Genomic DNA, 17,471 nt, shown 5'->3' with positions numbered 1-17,471 from the left:
TTTATTGGTAAAAGACAATTATTAATTGATCTTTAAAAGTCGATAATTTAATTATTTTCGCTCTTTTTAACAATTGCTTGAATGAACCCGTTAAATAAAGGGTTAGGACGGTTAGGACGAGAAGTAAATTCAGGGTGGTACTGAGAAGCAATAAAGAAGGGATGACTAGGAATTTCTACAATTTCATAGAGTTGTTTTTCTTCATAAATTCCTGAAAAAATTGCTCCCTTAGCTTCTAAATCGTTTTTATAAAGTTCAGCATTAAATTCATAGCGGTGGCGGTGACGTTCGTGAGCAACATCACTTTGGTACAACTCGTGGGCTAAGCTACCTGGCTTTAATTGGGTAGGTTGACTTCCTAAACGTAAAGTTCCTCCAAGAGTTTTTTGATTAACGCCACGAATGTAGTCAAAAACAGGATCAGGAGTCTTTGAATCAAACTCTGTTGAAGTCGCTTGAGGTTTATTCAACCAATCACGAGTCATACTAATTGTAGCTACTTGCATTCCCAAACAAATTCCCAAATAAGGAATGTTGTGTTCACGAGCATAACTTGATGCTAAAATCATTCCTTCAACACCCCGAGAACCAAAACCCCCAGGGATTAAAATTCCTTGGGCATTGCCTAAATACTTATCAACATTATCTGCAGATAATACTTCAGCTTGAATTCATTTAATCAAAACTTGGCGATGGTTTTCATAACCAGCAATTTTTAAAGATTCCACCACTGAAAGATAAGCATCTGGTAAGTCAACATACTTTCCAACTACACTAATAGTAATTTCACCTTGAACACCATTAATTTTGTCAACAAAGTTATTTCACTCTTTCATTTCCAACTCGTGGGGCGGAGTTAGTTTTAACTGGTCAATGACAATTTTATGTAAGTCTTGACTTGCCAATTCTAATGGAACTTTATAAATAGTGTCTGCATTCGTATTTTGAATTACATTGTTTAAAGGAATGTTACAAAATAAGGAAATCTTCTTTAGTAAATCAACTTCAACAGGTTTATCTGAACGGGTAATAATCACATCTGGTTGAATTCCTAAACTCAATAATTCTTTTACTGAATGTTGAATTGGTTTAGTTTTGTATTCTTTAGAAGCAGAAAGATAAGGTAACAAACCAACATGTAAAAATAAAACGTTTTCTCTTCCTAATTCCATCCGCACCTGACGAATTGCTTCAATGAAGGGTTGAGATTCAATATCACCAACCGTACCTCCGATTTCAGTAATAATGACATCAGCTTGCGAACTTTCACCAGCACGATAAATCTTTTGCTTAATTGCATCAGTGATGTGGGGAATGACTTGAACAGTCTTTCCTCCTCAATCACCCTTGCGTTCTTTAGTCAAAACTTCTTCATAGATTTTTCCCGCACTAGTTGAAGACTGTTTATTTAAATTTGTATCAATAAAACGTTCATAATGACCTAAATCAAGGTCAGTTTCTCCACCATCATCAGTGACATAAACTTCACCATGTTCAAAAGGACTCATCGTTCCAGGATCAATGTTTAAGTAAGGATCCATTTTTTGCATAAAAATGGTTAAACCAGTATTCTTTAACAATCGACCCAAAGAAGACCCAGTAATTCCTTTCCCTAAACCAGAAACCACTCCTCCTGTGATAAAAATAAATTTTGTTCCTTTACCCATTATTTTCTCCTTTAAATAAAAATAGTCGTTAAAACATAGGTTCTAACAACTAGTTGTCGTCGTGGTCATCGTATGAGTCTTCACTATCAAAATCAGTAATTTGGTCCTCATCCTCATCGATGTTGGTTTCTTCGCCATCAAGAGAATCGTCGCTATGCTCATGAGGTAATTCCTCATCATCAATATCATCAAAATCGGCGTCATAATCAAACGAATCAACAAAGTCATATTTTCTCTTAACGTCATCAAGACTAAGTGAACTTTTTAATGCTCACTTCCCATCGCTTGTTAATCCAAACCGATTATCAAGCACCATGTCAGCATATAAGTCAGCAATTAAGCGACTTTTATCTTCATTATCAGCATGAATATTAGGGACAATCTCATTCCAAACCGTATTGAACTCTACTCCTTCGGGATGATCTTGTAAAAACTGGTAGGCAATTTCCACATTGGATAACTTAGCCATCACTTCGCTCCTTTAGTAAAATCATTTCTTTATATTACACTAATATTTAAAAAATAAAAATATATTGTTGCACTTTTTCTTTGTTGATTTTTTCAAAAGAACTATTCAATTCTGATAGCTCACTAAGAGTAATTAATTGCTTGTCATTTTGGTAAAAATAGATTTCTTCATCCTTACCTCCAACATGTTCGTTTTGATAAACATAAAGTTTTTTAGGTTCTGATTGAAAAGTGTAATAGGTAGGATCTAAATTTTGTTTTCTCAACCTTGATTGAATTGTTTGCTTATCAATTTCGTTTTCTTTATAAATTTTAAAGAACTGACGGTTAAGAATTTTGGTTGATAAATCTGCAAGAATCAAATCACTCTCACTAGCAGTTAACTTAAAAATTTCATCCATTGTAAAATCATCTAACTGCAAATAACGTTCTAAACTCAGTTCTTCACCTTTTAACAAACTTTCAAAAAAGTAAAGGATGCGAGGATGAACAAACTGATAATTTAATTGATATAAATCCTTGATTCGCTTAAATCAAACTTGAATCAAAGCATCAAAAGCAAGTGAAATTTTATGGTTATAAACCTGTTTAAACATGTGATAGCGTCCTAAAAGATATGATTCAACCGCATAAATTGCTTTAGAATTAAAAGCAATTTTTTGATCAACTACCATCGCATTATTAATTAACCAACTCACATCAAGTGAAGAATAGTTGACTCCCGCAAAATAAGCATCACGTTTCAAATAATCTAACCTATCAGCATCGAGTTGACTACTAACTAGTAAATTAACAATTTGGTTAGGATAAACTCCTTGAATAATATCAGCTACATCTTGAGGATTATAACCATACTTATTTAAAATCAAAGCGATGTTACCTTGAGGATTAACAATAATTTTTTGAGAGTATTCTTCATGGTGAAGGTTAGTAATGTTTTCAAAACTATGAGAAAACGGACCGTGACCAAGATCGTGTAATAACCCTGCAATTAAAACCAACTCTTGGTCGTGAACAGTTAAAGCACTGCTGATTTGAGGATTTTTTAAAAACATTTTAATCACTCAATAAACACCAATCGAATGGGTAAAACGCGTGTGCGTGGCAGTAGGATAAGCAAATTGAGCACCACCAAGTTGAGCAACCCTACGGAGACGTTGAAATTCTGCACTATCAATTAATTCGGCAAACACAGGATGGTCAAAATAAATATCACCATGAACTGCATCGCGAATAATTAAACTTTTCTTCTTAGTCATGATTTTGTTCCTTTACTATGCGAATGTTTTCCATCACTTGTGCTTTTCCTAACAAGTACAGACTTTGGGCAAGACTTGGTCCGTGGAGACTTTTTGTAGTAAATAATCTGATGGGCATAAACAAAGCTTTTCCTTTTTTCTCTGCTTCAATTCCAACCTTCTTAATCAATTCTTGAATTGACTCTACTTTTCAAGTATCTAGACTGTTTAACTGGTCTTCTAAAATGTCAATTAATTGACTAAAGTCACCAAAAGTTTTAATTTCTGCTAAATCTTCTCTCCTAAACTTGGTTTGATTGAAAAATAAACCAAGATGATTATTAATTTGTTCTCCATATTCAATTTCGTTTTTAAATAACAATAAAACTGCATCCAGTCAAACCAGGTCAACATCTTTCTCTTCTCAAGGAAACTTATTTTTATCAATAAAAGGTTTAATAAAAGTTAGATACTCAACTTCACTAATCTTTTTCATATAAACCGAATTCATTCATTGTAACTTTTTTAAATCAAATGTACTTGGTGACTTACTAAAACGTTGGGGGTCAAATTGAGCAATCAACTCTGCTTTAGAAAGAATTTCTTGTTCACCTTTTGGTGATCATCCCAATAAAGCGATATAGTTAAATAACGCTTGAGGCAAATAACCTTGAGTTCTATATTGCTCGATAAAGAATAGAGCATTACCTGAACGCTTTGAAAGTTTTTTATGGTTTTCATCAACGATTAAAGTTAGATGGGCAAACACAGGCACATCTCAACCAAAAGCTTCATAAATCATTAACTGACGCGGAGTATTGGAGATATGTTCTTCACCCCGAACAACATGACTAATCTTCATATCATGATCATCAACCACTACAGCAAAATTATAAGTGGCAATTTTATTTGTTTTTAAAATCACAAAGTCACCAATGTTTTGTGAATCAAAGCTAACTCGTCCCCGCACTAAATCATCAATAGCATATTCCTTTTTTTGAAGAACTTTAAAACGAATTGAATAAGGTTTCTTCGCATCCAGGTTTGCTTGCACTTGTTCTGAAGATAAAACTCTACACTTCTGATTATAAATTGGAGCAGGATTACCTTGAGCAATTTGGACTTCACGATCAAGTTCTAACTCTTGGGGTGTACAAAAACAATAATAAGCCTTATTATCATTAACTAAGTCATGAGCTAACTGTTCATAGTGACTAAATTTTTTTGATTGTTGGTATTCACCATACTTAGCTACTAATTGGTCGTATTTAGTTTGACTAATTGGCGAATTTGCTTCGACAATCGCCTCATCAGGAACAATCCCTAACCACATTAAATTACTAAATTGAGAACTAATCGCATCATCAACATTACGCTCTAAATCAGTATCCTCAATTCTTAAAATAAACTCTCCCTGATAATGCTTCGCAAACAAATAATCCATTAATGCTGTTCTTGTATTTCCAATGTGTAGATATCCTGTCGGACTAGGGGCATAACGTAATCTATAATTTTCCATGAACTCAATTCTCCTTGTATGCTTTCATTTTAACAAAACTCGTTTAAGAAACAGTTAAGAACAAAAAACTTTAAAAAAGTTTTTCCATTTTTTCCAAAGCAGTTTCCAATTAAAAACTTGTTCTTTTCTAATATATTTACCTGAAAAATTATTCCCTTTATTCTCTGTCTAATAATCTCGGACTGTAAAATCGACAGTTAAACCATTTCAACTTTTATTTACAGTAAAATCAAAAACATGAAAAAGAAACAGTGAAAAAGAAACCATGCTAAGGATAAAAAATCTGAGCTTGCAATTCAGATTGTGAACGATTTTGATTCGCAATTTTCTTATTGTTTAGCCTTAGAAAAGGTTAATTGTCAAATTTTAAAAGATGTTAATTTAGAGGTCAGAAGTGGGGAAATCGTCTCGATTCTGGGACCATCAGGTTCAGGGAAAACCACTACTCTAAATGTCATTGCTGGATTTTTAGACGTTAAAAGTGGTAGTTTAAACTATAACAACCAGGTGTGAAATAATCTTCCCACCCAAAAACGCAGAATTGGAGTTGTCTTTCAAGATTATGCGTTATATAACAACAAAACTGTTTTGCAAAACATCATGACTCCGATTCGCAACCAGAAAGATAAAAAAACACAAGCAACAAAATATGCTAAACTGGTAGGTTTAGAAAAACACGTCAAGCAAAATGTTGCCACTCTTTCAGGAGGACAAAAACAACGGGTAGCTTTAGCCCGAGCGATTGTTAAAACTCCTTCAATTTTATTATTAGACGAACCGTTTAGTGCTCTTGATGCCAACCTAAGGGTTTCAACTCGAGATTGGGTCCATGATTTAATTAAAAAACTAAAAATCCCTACCCTTCTAGTTACTCACGATCAAGAAGAAGCACTTTCTATTAGTGATTATATTTATGTGATGAAGGATGGAGAAGTTGTTCAATTTGGTAAACCATACGAAATTTATAATCGCCCAATTAATACCTGAGTTGCTAAGTTCATAGGTGAAACTAACATTCTTGAAACTTCAACAGGTTATGTAGGAGTAAAACCAGAAAACTTGAAACTCAATGATGATGGGGAATATCAATTTGGTCAAGTAAAAATCAAACACATCGAAAACCTAGGTAGTCACTTTAAATTAAAACTATCAAACGGGTTTAACATCAACACCCGAACATTACCAAACGAAGAATTTTTCTTAAGTTCTAATAAAGTACTTTATTTTGATTTGAAGGGAGAATTAATCCATGAAGCCTAAATATGGGTGAATCTATCAACTAAACTGGTTATTTCCAGCATTGGCTTTTATTTTGGTTTTTGCAGCTTTTCCTATTTATGTCGTCTTTCACAATGCTACTAACGGTCGTCCAAATTCAGGATTGTATCAGTTCTCTTTTTACCAATTTAAACAGATCTTTGTTGATGTCAACTTTACCAACGCTTTAATCAATACGACAATTTATACAGTTTGTGCGATTCCTTTAACTTTATTTATCAGTTTATTAATCGCTAAGGGAATTTCTAAACTAGCTCATCCAAGAATTTTACAATCAGCTTTTTTTCTCCCCTTTCTAACCTCAACCTTAGCAATTGGAATGATCTTTCAAGTTTTGTTTGCTCCCCAAAACCAAAATGACGCTACGATTAAAGTAATTCTTATTGTTTTTGGTACTTTTGGCGCGCTACCATTTCGGATTATCATGTTTACCAGCGCCTTTCTTGCTGTTGATAAAAACCTTTATCGGGCTGCAAGTGCGGATGGAATTCCTAACTGACAACAATTTTTTAAAATCGATCTCGTTGAAGTATTTCCCGTTATTCTCTATTCGTTAACCACCGGGATTATTAATGGTTTTAAATTTCTCCCCTTTGGTTTGTTCTTTTCTTATGATCAATCCGTAGCAAAAGGTGGACACACAATTGTTTATTACATTTATTCACAAATTAATGAATTTCAAAACTATGGTAAGGCTGGGGCATCATCAGTAACCCTGATGTTTTTTATCCTAATCTTGACTATTATTAACCGTTTAATCTGAACTAGAAAGAAAAAGACTAACTATGAAAAAAATAAAAAAAATCAGCACAATAGGCTTACTAACACTGGGAGCTCTTCTGGTAATTAGTCCTTTTTTCTTCATGATCATTACTAGTTTTAAAAGTTTTAATGAACTAGCAAGTGGTAATAAGCTTTGACCCCATCACTGAACTACAGACGCTTATAAGGTTTTGTTTGCAATTGCTAAAAGTGATGGAAACCCGATTTGACGCTACTTTTTAAACAGTTTGTGAACCACACTTTGTTTAGCCTTGGTGCAAATGTTTTTTTCTGCAATGGGCGGGTTTGCCTTATATTATTACCAAACGTGAGTAGGTAAAATCGTCATGTGAATCTTCACAGCCTTAATGGCAATTCCTTTTGAAAGTTTATTATTAGGTCGCTTCATCTTTAATAGTAATTTAGGATGACAAAACACTCCCTTTGCTTTAATTTGACCCTTTGTCGGAAATGTCTTTACGATTTATCAGTTTCGCAGTACTTTTTATCGTATCGGAGTAAATACCAAAAAAGCCGCTTTAGCTGATGGGATGAATAGTAACGAGTTTTTTTGAACCATCGCCCTGCCAGCAATTTTACCTTCAATCATTACCAGTTTTATTTTATGTTTTATCACCAGTTGAAATAGTACGCTTTGACCTGTTTTAATTCTCCAACCAAATTCAAAGTGAGCAACAATTCCTGTGCTCTTATACAAGATTAATACCATTGATCCAATCACTTTAGTTAATAGTTATGGTAAGGTTGCTCATATTGATAAAGTGGTAAGTACAGTTAATTTAAAAATGGCTACCACCACTTTATCAATGGCACCAATTTTTGTGCTCTTTATTGGGTTAAATCGTCAACTGATGAAAGGAATCTTAAAAGAATGAAAAAAATAACTTTAAGTTTATTAATTTCTCTTCCTTTAATTGGGGGCGTGGTAGCAACTTTAGCTTTAACTCCCTTTCATCCAAAACGCGATGACCAAGTTCAAGTAGTTTTAAGTGCTGATGTGATGGCTCAAAGTGGTCGGCCATTTCAAGCTTGAAGTGGTTTACAAGACGAGTTTAACCAAACCTTAACTGATAAAAAATTGCCTAAAATTAGAATCTTTTGGGATAACAAAGACATTTTAACTAAAACAATTAGTAATTATCAACTTCCTGATTTATATCTAACCAAACCATCCAATCTACCAATTTATAATGCTTCTAGTCAAAGAAAGAATATGCGAAGTTTTAGTGATTATGCTCATTATTATAATCCAAACTTATTAGCCGAATATGAATTTGGTAGCGAACAAAAGTTATTAGGATTGCCCTTATATAAAAGTTTTGATTGTGGAGTTATTAACGTTAAACGTTTAAAGGAATTAGGGTTTGATTGAGATACTAAAAAACTCAATTCTCTAAGTTATCAAGATTTAGATGAAATTATCAAAAAAGGTCAAGAACTCGAAATTGATAAAAAGGATCCATTAATTGGTTTTGATGATTTGCCCAACCAGCTTTACTTGAGTCAAAACAACAACAGTAAAGCAGTTGGTACTACTGATAATCCTAACTTTACCTTTTCATATCGCACCACAGACAAATACCAAAACTATGACCTTCGCTACAATATTAACCCCCAAATTGCGACTTATTTTGAATCATGAAAAAAGAGTGGATTATTTACAACTTCAATGATTAAAGGAGGAGTAAAAACTTACACCTCCAATGAATTTTTAAAAGGAAAGATGGTTTACACTGCTAGTAGTAGTGCAGGACTATTTGCCTTTCAAAAAAATACCACTTATGACTATAAAACTGATTTAGCAATTGTTAAAAACGCCAGTCTGAACGGAGGAGATAACCTTTATTATAGTCAAGGAATTGGGATTGGTGGATTCAAGTCTGTTGGAAAAAACTATCAGGAAAAAGAAGCAACTGTCAAACTATTTATGGATTGATTATTAGGAAATCCTTTAACATTATCAACCTTAGCTTCTAATGCTAACTATCTACCTGCCACAATTGATGGCAATACTTATTTTAATGATTCGACTCATTTAAAACCAGGAACAAAATATCCTTTTGCTACTGACTTATATAAAGCTTTTTATGATCAAGATCCGTTAAATAATTCTACTTTTCAAATCATGAATCCTGCTGATTATATTGTGAGAAATACCCTTTCAAACATTTGAATTAATATTTATTGAACTAGTGACAAACTAACTTTCACTGATGTTTTTTGTTTTAGTAACTACAAGAAATATACTAACTTTGGTGATTTGTTTAATCGTAGTAAAGTAGTCAAGTAAGATAGAAAAATCATTAGCTTTTTAACTAATGATTTTGCTTTATATTCAACTAAACAGTAGTTGGACTTGGTAAAATGCTCATTACCCCATCATTTGGTACATGAACTACTGCTTCTGGTAACATAAAGTGGGCGTTTCATCCTTGTCATTCATCATAGAAAGTTAACGTACACTTATTAATAACAATCGTAATGTCATCATCATCAGTTGCTGCTCCACCAATTGTAGTTCATTTACTTAAATCGGTAACTACTTGGTTATCTCAAGTGATTCGGTCATCACCATAATAGAAAATGAAATCTCCCTTATCAAAGTGAAGAGTATAACCATTCGCTAAATCACTGGCCTTAACTTTGTAAACATAAGTTCCATTATCTTGGTAATCACCGATTAGATCATATGGTTCTAGATAAGGTTTGTCATCACGAATAATCATTCTTTCAGAACCATAACACCCACCTTTTCATGATCAAATATCAGTATTATAAGTTCAATTAGCAGCCATACTACGAGAAATTGCAAACTCAGCAATTCTACTTTGGTAAGGGTTAACTACTCGTTGGGCATAACCTTCAGTTCCATATTCATGGAAACCTTGAGCATAGGGAACAAATGTTTCTCCTTCCATGTGACACAAGAACCATTCACAACTTTGGTAAGGACCACCAAGGTGAGCATCTTGAATAGAACAAGATATATACCATTCGTTTTCTCCGAATCTAACAACGTTTGGTACTTCAACTCCAATACTACGAACATAGATTTCACCAACCTTGGTAATATCTCTTTCGTTAAAAGAATTAATTCTTCAGAATTCGACCCTAGTATCAGCAGCAATAGCAAAGTATAAACCATCATCAGTGTTGTACAAGAACGAATCACGTCAATCAGTTCCAGTTGGGTTAATGTATTGTGGGGTAATGATTCCTGCTTTATAGATTGGTTGACCAAAACCATGAGACACGTAATAGGCAATTCCACTGTCTCCAGTCATGCTGGCTCCTCCCATTAAAGTACAATCTTGCATTGAAATCGCAAAGATTAAATCACCCTTATCAAAGTACTGTCCTTCTCGATCCAATCATACTGATCCACCCATTGCTGAGGGGTGGAAACTTTTTGGAAAGAATTCTCGTCCTTCTTTAATTCGTTCTTCTCCCTGGGTTCAGTTATTCATATCTGGACTAGTCATTTCAATTCATCCAGAAGGAAAATCTCTCCCGTTTCTAAATAACATTCAACTGTAGTACAACCCACTGTCTTCATCATACAAAATTGTTGCTGGGTCATTGGCTCAAGCATTAAGACCACCATCCTCAGTATTGATTGGTGAGTACCATTGAAATGGCTTGTTTGCAGGATCACCAATCGGATGACTAGGAGCTGGATAATTGGGATAATCAATCGGATTAAGAGTTGCTTGAACTCCTCCATCGGCTGCTAACTTGCTAGCGATCATCTGTTGCAAATCACTTTCAGAAGTACTTTTCTGATTTGCTCCTGCTTCTGCAACAACAGGAGCTGGATTGCTTAGACTTGCAAGCGTTAATAATGTAAGTAATTTTGACATAAACTTTACTACCTTTCTCTTTCATTTTCGAGATAAATAAGAAACCAAGGTTGGTCTGCTTTTTTCTCTTGACTTGATACTACTTCACCAGGGCTTGATTACAACCACTTCAAAATAATTTAGGTAATTGTTGTAGATAAGCACTTTTAAAACTGCTAAAAACTGTCATTTTCTTAACCTTGGTTAGGAAAATGGAAAATTCTCTGTTCAAAAAATAACAATGGTTAATTCTGTAAACACCAAAAAAAGAAGCAGTGATATTACTGCTTCTTAATCTTTTACTTTAGTTAATGAGTGCTATTGTATTGATCTAATCAAGTATCTAGTTGCGAATTTAAAGTGGTTAAATCAAAGTTATAGTCAACATACTTACCACCATCAGCTTTAATTTGAATCAACCTTCCTTGCACAAAAACATCGTCTCCTAAAATCGTATTTAAAATTTTGGCATAAAACGATAGTTGGTATGGTAAAAACTTGTCTTGAATGTTCTTATCACTATCAGTTTTAAAATCAGCAATGATAAACTTCCCGTTTTCATACAATAACGCGTCAAATAATCCCGCCATGTTTAAAGCAGCAACACCAGCCTTTACTTCTGAGCCAAACCATTGACTATTTGCATCACCACGGTGAAGTCAGCCATCCATACTATTTAAATAACCTTCAACATCTGGTTTATCTGCATCAACAACCCCATTGTTAATCATCACTTGTTGGGGAGTAAGACTATGATCACTAAACCAATCGTGAGCAAAGTGGTGCACCATTGTTCCTCGGGTAGTTGCAGGAATTGTATCAATATTTAGATTAGCTTTAATCGTCTTAATATATGCCAAAAATTTAGTTCAACTTAATCCTCGTTTATTTGTACTCTTAAAAGTAAAGTCAATTGTTGATGAGTTTTTGAAATCATCACTATCCTGGATTTTTTGTAAAACCCAAGCAGGGGTCTCAGAATCTGGATCTGGAGTTACAACTGGTAGGGAAGGGGATAGTGTACAGGCCATAATGTTTGTTGTTGCAGTCGTGGTTAAACCAACTGCTGCTAAAATTGTTAAAATTTTTCTCATATGTTTCCTCTTTCATCTTCGAAGTAAGAAAAGTTGCGAGCCTTACCAACCCAAGCAACATTTTTTCCTTCTTGCTGTGATAATACTGCTTTAAGATTTGATTACAATCACCAAAAAAGAAGATAAGAAGTCGTTGCAAATAAGGACTTTTAAATTGCCAAGAACAAGCGTTTTTACAAGATTTGGTACAAAATTGGAAAATTCTCTGGATAAAAGTAAAGATTATTTTATCTACCAAAGTTTTACAAATTTATTCTTTAATAAAATAGTGGGATTTTTTATTTATAATCTTATTAATCATTCTCGCGACGAAAGTGATTACTCTTGTAGGTTATAAGAGGATTAACATAACGAATTAAATAGAGGTTAAAATGACAATAATTACAAAACAAAAACCCATCTGAGCAAGAAACTGAATGATTGGTGCAATTATCGTCATTAGTAGTGCCTTAATTATTTCAGTGGTGGTTGATGCCTTAACAAGCGTGACTGCTCCAGTAGTTACTAACCCGCACAACCTTTGGTACCCTTCTGGATTTGGCGCCAACCTTTGAAATTCTTTATCCACTTTTACAATTCAAACCAATCTGATGGTATTAATCTTTTTTATTCTTGCTCTGGTTAATTATTTTAAAAAGAATAGAATCCCAACAATTAACCTGGGACGATTTAAATTTAGTGTGACAATTTATATCACAATTACCTTTGTAATTTTTTGAAGTAGTTTGTTTAAAAACACTATCAATAACACTGATTTTCATGATTCAGTAGCACTATTAAGTTTTTTCAATACTTTCTTATTGCACTTATTCACTCCCTTAGCAATGATTGGTTATTATCTATTAACTAGTGGGTTTGTTAAATGAGCCATTAAGCCAAGTGCGATTAAAACCTTACCAATTGCAATTAGTTACTTATTTATTTACTTAGCTTATGCTTTAATCAAAGGAACGTTTGTAGGTCAAGTAGTTAACAACGAGGTTAAATATTCTTATCCTTACTTCTTTTTAAACATCAAAGAAAATATTGGTAATTTCTTTATTTACTTTGCGATTATTCTTGTACTCTTCTTAGTTTTGTTCTTAATTTATTATTACTATAATAACTACCAATATAAGTACAAACAAAGAAAACTTAAGTCTCAAGAAGAAGAAATTAAACTATAACCAAACAAAAACTTAGCAAAATGCTAAGTTTTTGTTTGGTTAATCTTTTTTTTAGATTCGGATTAAAGTGTCGTTATTAATCTTATACTTGATGTCATAACTATTAACTCCAACTCAAGTATTTTGGGTTTTATTAAACAATCGACTCTTGTTAATAACTTTAGTTTTAATTTCTAGAGTGTAACCTTCTTGATAGCTAATGTTAAGTAGGTTGTAACGTCTGATACTATCAGCAACATTATCTGCTCCAGTCAAAGTGAATTCTTTAGTTACTTGGTTATTTTGATTACGAACAGTAATCGTATAGTAAATGTTTGGTTTTTCTGTAGCATCCAAACCAATATTAGAACCTGCAAAGTAAAACTGGTGCGTTGATAAGTTTAAACCAACAAAACCACGTTGATAATAAGCATAACCAATTAAAGCAATACTATTTTCAAAAGAAACTTGCATATAAAATCAATAATTATTCTTTAAATCTTGATCAGTTTGCACCGCAAAACTAACAGGAACATAATACTTGTTATCTTTAATGTAATAATCCATTCAATTAAAGTAAACCTCATCAGTTTGAATGCCTTTATTAAGGCCTAAATCAAAATTATCAGCAAAATTATTTTTGTTGATAACAGTCCCAAAGTTAATTACTTTTTTAGCAGTAATGGTATCAGTAAGGGTACTGATTTGATATTCTGGTAATTGTCATTCTACTACTGCTTGGTGGGTACCATTGATGATATTTTCTCAAATATTAGTTTTTAAAGGTGGTAATTCACTCACAATTGCTTTGGTTTCATCACTGACTTGTACACCTCACTTTTCAAAGAAAGGCAACAAGTTACGGTTAACCAGTTTTGAAGTAATTTGAACAAAATCTTGTTGTTTATCACTAACACCAAGATGATTAGTGCGATAAAGTTGTGATAAAGTTGGGTAGAAATTGTCGCCAAATGCCATTTGTAATTGTCAAAACATTGCCACTTTTACAAATAGGTCAGATTGGCTATTGTAATCTTTATCAGCAATAGGGGTTGCAAACAATTGCTTCATCTTGGTAATAAGGGCTGGTTGATCAACTCTACTATTTCCACCAACCAATTTTTGTTGAACATATAAAGAACTGATATTAACTGTAACTTCACCCAATCCTGACCAATTATATTGAGGAGTTTGGTAAGTGTGACCAATTTCGTGTCATAACCCCCATTGGTCACTAGGTTTTCTAGTAAAAAGATCTCTACTCGCATAGGTTTGTTTTTGAAAAGAAAGATAATAATTAGTAGAATAAGCATAACCTCCCCCAGTATCAGGATTAGCAATTTGAATAAATTGCGGATGTTTCTTAGCTACTCCTGAATAGGTTTCTTTTAAACCATAAGCTTCATTAGTATAGTCTCAAACTTTATCCCAAGCAGAAATGGTTTCATTAATATTTACTCCTGTAGCAGGAACAACTTGACTTTTAAACATTTGGGTTTGGAAAGTACCAAAAACATGTTTAGAAATTACTTCCACAAAAAAAGATTTTGTTGTCACAATTTCCTTAAAGAAATCAACTTGATTAGTTTGATCAACAATAAAGGTTGGAACTTTAATCGGATCATTACTGATTTTTAAAATTTTAACTTCATTAGTAAAACGATAATCTTTTAAATACAACATTCCTGAATTTTTTGGAGTGATAACAACTTGATTGCCAATAATCTGTTTGGTTTCAAAATCCACATTCTTACCATCATTTAAACCTTGATAAGTACCATATTGACCAATGCTTAGGTACAACAAATCGTTAACTTGAGCATCTTTATTTATTTCAACCGTGTATTCTTTTCCTTTTTCTAAGAAATACCCGGTTGGTGTTAAATACGAATGTTGAAAAGAACGATTTTCTCGGGATAAAATCTGGTTCTCAATGTAAATTGGATCATTAATTTGATCAAGATTTTCATAACCATTAATTCGCACCGAATCATCGTTATTTGAACTTTGGACAAATCCAGCAATAGGTGGTATCACCGCTGTTGATGTTCCTCCAGTTAAAGCTAACATTGATAAAAGTATTTTCATATTTTTCATTCCCTTCACTTTTATTTTTCCCATTCCAAACTACTTGTAATCATTAAGATGAGAATTAAGGTACTGGTGTTAATTTGATTTTAGCAGTTAGAAAAATAAAAAAACCTTATGAGTGGTAAGTTTGTTCATCTTCAAATTTAGAAAAGAAACTTACCTCAGATTTGATTTCTTTTTCCTTTTTTCAAGATTACAAAGTGCGATTATTAAATCAAAAACAAGGAAAAATACAAGAATTTTTGTAATCTTACCAATGAATCCTAAACGTGTTTTCTTAGTACGCCCACTTTTTAGGAAGCTTTTTCATCTATTTCTTCCTGATTTTGCACTTCAGGAAGAAGATCAGGATTATTTTTGTAAATTTCTCTTTGGCGAAGAATAAAGTATTTGATTCCTTGAATTAGAAAAACAAGATTAACGATAAAAAGAAACAATCCAATAATGACTCCGATAACTATACCAAAAACTGCCCCTCCACTTAAACTTTGATGATCCATTATTTATTTCTCCCTCTATTTTTTTACACAAAAATTTTACAGGATAAATTAAAGTATTTGTAATAACTATGTTTTAAATGTCAATAAATAAACAATAGCGAGAACAGAGATATTATTTTACTTTTTAATCTCTTTTATTATGTTTATAATAACTTCTAGACCAGAGAAAAGGTAGTAGAACTAATGAATAAATTTAATCAAAATATTAAACAATTTATTGATCCTAAAATTAATAATCAAGGAACATACTTAGTAATTAAAAATCAAGAAGCAATTTTAGTTGACGCTTCTAATGCTGTCTTAGAAGCAATTAAATATGCCACAGAAAATAAAATTACTATTACTAGTTTAATCATCACCCATGGTCATTTTGATCATATTTTAGGTATTGATCAACTCTTAATTACCTTTCCAGAAATAACAATCTATATCAACCAATGGGATGAGGATTGTTTATTTAATCCTAAACGTAATTTTTCAACAAAACGTAATTTGAATATCACCATTAAAGGTCCAATTAAAAACTTAATTACCTTAAAAGGCGACACTACAATTACCTTAGCTAATTTAACCATTGATATTGTTCATATCCCTGGTCACACCCCGGGTAGTCAATATCTCTTGATTAAAGAATACAATGCCGTCTTTGTTGGTGATACTATTTTCTCTGATAAAATCGGTTTCCACGATATTGATTATTGTGATACTAAATTTTTTAAGAAATCATTAATTGAATTAACTCAATTAGATGATAATCTCAATGTTTATCCAGGTCATCATCAAATCTTTAACTTAAAAACAGGATTAGCAAACAACCAAATTCTTAAAGAATTTTTAGAAACTAACAAAAAAGAAGGATAATGATATCCTTCTTTTTTATTTTAAAAATAACATATCTAAAAGAATCAAGGTATTGTCGTAATTAGGTTATGATTATTCAACTTGTTGAAAATTAATAGTAATCGTTCTTGTTTCTGTCACATTGTTTCATTTATATCAGATAAAGTTTAATGAGATTTTAACTGTAAAAGTATTATTTGTTGTATCTAAATTAACAACAACAGGATTCCACATATTAAAATTATCATACCCAGGGTTTAGACCATCTTTAAGTACCATTACTTCATGAAGCAAGTCTGCCACGCTAAATTGCACTTGTGTTGTTAAACTTGCCTCCTTATCAGCATCTGATTGAGTTGGAGAAACAGTATATTTTCTATCCATAAGATCAATTATGTATTGAATCTTATCTTCTGAATAATATGCAAAATATTCTTTTCAAACTTCAACAGCAGCTAAGGTTCCTGGTGGAGTAGATTTAATTTTATTAATAATCTCTGTTAATTGTAAATCCTCAGAAAAGAGAACGATTGTGATATTTGCTGAACCAATAAATCCACTTGAATCGACAGCCTTAATTGTTGCTGAACCTACTTCACCAATTGTTGGTGCTTTAAAATCTGTAACTTCAAGATCACTAGCAACAAGACCAGAATTTGGATTTGCCTGTAAAACGGCTTCAATTACTTGATCTTGATTAATGCTTCCAGTAATTTCAGTTGTTGTAATTACAGAAGATAGTTCAACTTTAACTTTTATTGCAATAGTTACTTCAACACTTCCTTTGTATTTACCACTTGGGATTGCATTAATCCTATAAGAACCTGCACTTGAATGAGTCGATTCAATAAATGAGTTTTCGTCAAACACTAGGTTACCTGCTAAATCTGGGTAATGCGTTTTATTAGCATCTAAGAATGTTTGGAAAGCATTGTCTTTTGTTGTTGTACTTGATACTTCTTTGACAATATCTGTTAAATCAGATAGGTCCACTTGGCTAATTGCATTG

At 32.6% G+C, this 17,471-nt stretch carries 15 protein-coding genes; 6 read left to right on the top strand and 9 right to left on the bottom strand.

Annotated features, from left to right (window positions below):
- Positions 1 to 47: 47 nt before the first annotated feature.
- Genes pyrG through gltX form a run of 4 tightly spaced genes read right to left on the bottom strand, consistent with a single transcriptional unit; the run spans position 48 to position 4,892 of the window.
- Positions 48 to 1,667, bottom strand: coding sequence for a CTP synthase (gene pyrG, locus LD125_RS02125; RefSeq protein ID WP_250137172.1), 1,620 nt, complete (start codon positions 1,665 to 1,667; stop codon positions 48 to 50).
- A 49-nt stretch (positions 1,668 to 1,716) separates the two neighbouring features.
- Positions 1,717 to 2,136, bottom strand: coding sequence for a DNA-directed RNA polymerase subunit delta (gene rpoE / locus LD125_RS02120; protein WP_250136279.1), 420 nt, complete (start codon positions 2,134 to 2,136; stop codon positions 1,717 to 1,719).
- 46 nt (positions 2,137 to 2,182) lie between these two features.
- Positions 2,183 to 3,394, bottom strand: coding sequence for an HD domain-containing protein (locus LD125_RS02115; RefSeq protein ID WP_250136278.1), 1,212 nt, complete (start codon positions 3,392 to 3,394; stop codon positions 2,183 to 2,185).
- Positions 3,387 to 4,892, bottom strand: coding sequence for a glutamate--tRNA ligase (gene gltX / locus LD125_RS02110; protein WP_250137556.1), 1,506 nt, complete (start codon positions 4,890 to 4,892; stop codon positions 3,387 to 3,389). The genes LD125_RS02115 and gltX overlap by 8 nt, the downstream gene beginning before the upstream one ends.
- Before the next feature lie 237 nt (positions 4,893 to 5,129).
- Here gltX and LD125_RS02105 point away from each other — a divergent pair, with 237 nt between their 5' ends.
- The 4 genes from LD125_RS02105 to LD125_RS02090 are packed head-to-tail and all read left to right on the top strand — an operon-like array spanning position 5,130 to position 9,243.
- Entirely contained in the window at positions 5,130 to 6,152 is a 1,023-nt protein-coding gene (locus tag LD125_RS02105; RefSeq protein ID WP_250137557.1) for an ABC transporter ATP-binding protein, read from the top strand.
- A complete protein-coding gene (locus LD125_RS02100) occupies positions 6,142 to 7,020 on the top strand; it encodes a carbohydrate ABC transporter permease (RefSeq protein ID WP_250137175.1) in 879 nt (292 codons plus the stop codon). The genes LD125_RS02105 and LD125_RS02100 overlap by 11 nt, the downstream gene beginning before the upstream one ends.
- Positions 6,956 to 7,837: a carbohydrate ABC transporter permease gene (locus tag LD125_RS02095; protein WP_250137176.1), complete on the top strand. Its 882-nt coding sequence runs from the start codon at positions 6,956 to 6,958 to the stop codon at positions 7,835 to 7,837. The genes LD125_RS02100 and LD125_RS02095 overlap by 65 nt, the downstream gene beginning before the upstream one ends.
- Positions 7,825 to 9,243: a hypothetical protein gene (locus LD125_RS02090; protein ID WP_250137558.1), complete on the top strand. Its 1,419-nt coding sequence runs from the start codon at positions 7,825 to 7,827 to the stop codon at positions 9,241 to 9,243. Before LD125_RS02095 ends, LD125_RS02090 begins: the two co-directional genes overlap by 13 nt.
- Positions 9,244 to 9,292: 49 nt before the next feature.
- Here LD125_RS02090 and LD125_RS02085 read toward each other — a convergent pair whose 3' ends face one another.
- Both LD125_RS02085 and LD125_RS02080 read right to left on the bottom strand, forming a co-directional pair.
- On the bottom strand, positions 9,293 to 10,813 hold the full coding sequence (locus tag LD125_RS02085; protein WP_250137177.1) for a hypothetical protein: 1,521 nt from the start codon (positions 10,811 to 10,813) through the stop codon (positions 9,293 to 9,295).
- A 287-nt stretch (positions 10,814 to 11,100) separates the two neighbouring features.
- A complete protein-coding gene (locus tag LD125_RS02080) occupies positions 11,101 to 11,886 on the bottom strand; it encodes a lipoprotein (protein ID WP_250137559.1) in 786 nt (261 codons plus the stop codon).
- Positions 11,887 to 12,257: 371 nt separating this feature from the next.
- Between LD125_RS02080 and LD125_RS02075 the strand changes: the two genes are divergently transcribed.
- Positions 12,258 to 13,052: a hypothetical protein gene (locus LD125_RS02075; RefSeq protein WP_250137560.1), complete on the top strand. Its 795-nt coding sequence runs from the start codon at positions 12,258 to 12,260 to the stop codon at positions 13,050 to 13,052.
- A gap of 51 nt (positions 13,053 to 13,103) precedes the next feature.
- Here LD125_RS02075 and LD125_RS03950 read toward each other — a convergent pair whose 3' ends face one another.
- Together LD125_RS03950 and LD125_RS02065 are read right to left on the bottom strand one after the other, a co-directional pair.
- A complete protein-coding gene (locus tag LD125_RS03950; protein ID WP_250137561.1) occupies positions 13,104 to 15,119 on the bottom strand; it encodes a M60 family metallopeptidase in 2,016 nt (671 codons plus the stop codon).
- A gap of 296 nt (positions 15,120 to 15,415) precedes the next feature.
- On the bottom strand, positions 15,416 to 15,622 hold the full coding sequence (locus LD125_RS02065) for a hypothetical protein (RefSeq protein WP_250136268.1): 207 nt from the start codon (positions 15,620 to 15,622) through the stop codon (positions 15,416 to 15,418).
- Between the two features lie 183 nt (positions 15,623 to 15,805).
- On the opposite strand from LD125_RS02065, the gene LD125_RS02060 reads away from it, so the two are divergent.
- Positions 15,806 to 16,483: an MBL fold metallo-hydrolase gene (locus LD125_RS02060; protein WP_250137562.1), complete on the top strand. Its 678-nt coding sequence runs from the start codon at positions 15,806 to 15,808 to the stop codon at positions 16,481 to 16,483.
- Between the two features lie 72 nt (positions 16,484 to 16,555).
- On the opposite strand, the gene LD125_RS02055 is transcribed toward LD125_RS02060, so the two are convergent.
- Positions 16,556 to 17,471: hypothetical protein (locus LD125_RS02055; RefSeq protein WP_250137563.1), on the bottom strand; the 916-nt coding region annotated here is incomplete at its 5' end.

The sequence above is a fragment of the Mesoplasma sp. JKS002658 genome, from assembly GCF_023566355.1.
GTDB lineage: Bacteria > Bacillota_I > Bacilli_A > Mycoplasmatales > Mycoplasmataceae > Edwardiiplasma > Edwardiiplasma whartonense.
The sequence above is the reverse complement of the archived record's forward strand: the minus strand, read 5'-3'. Positions and strand labels throughout refer to the sequence as shown.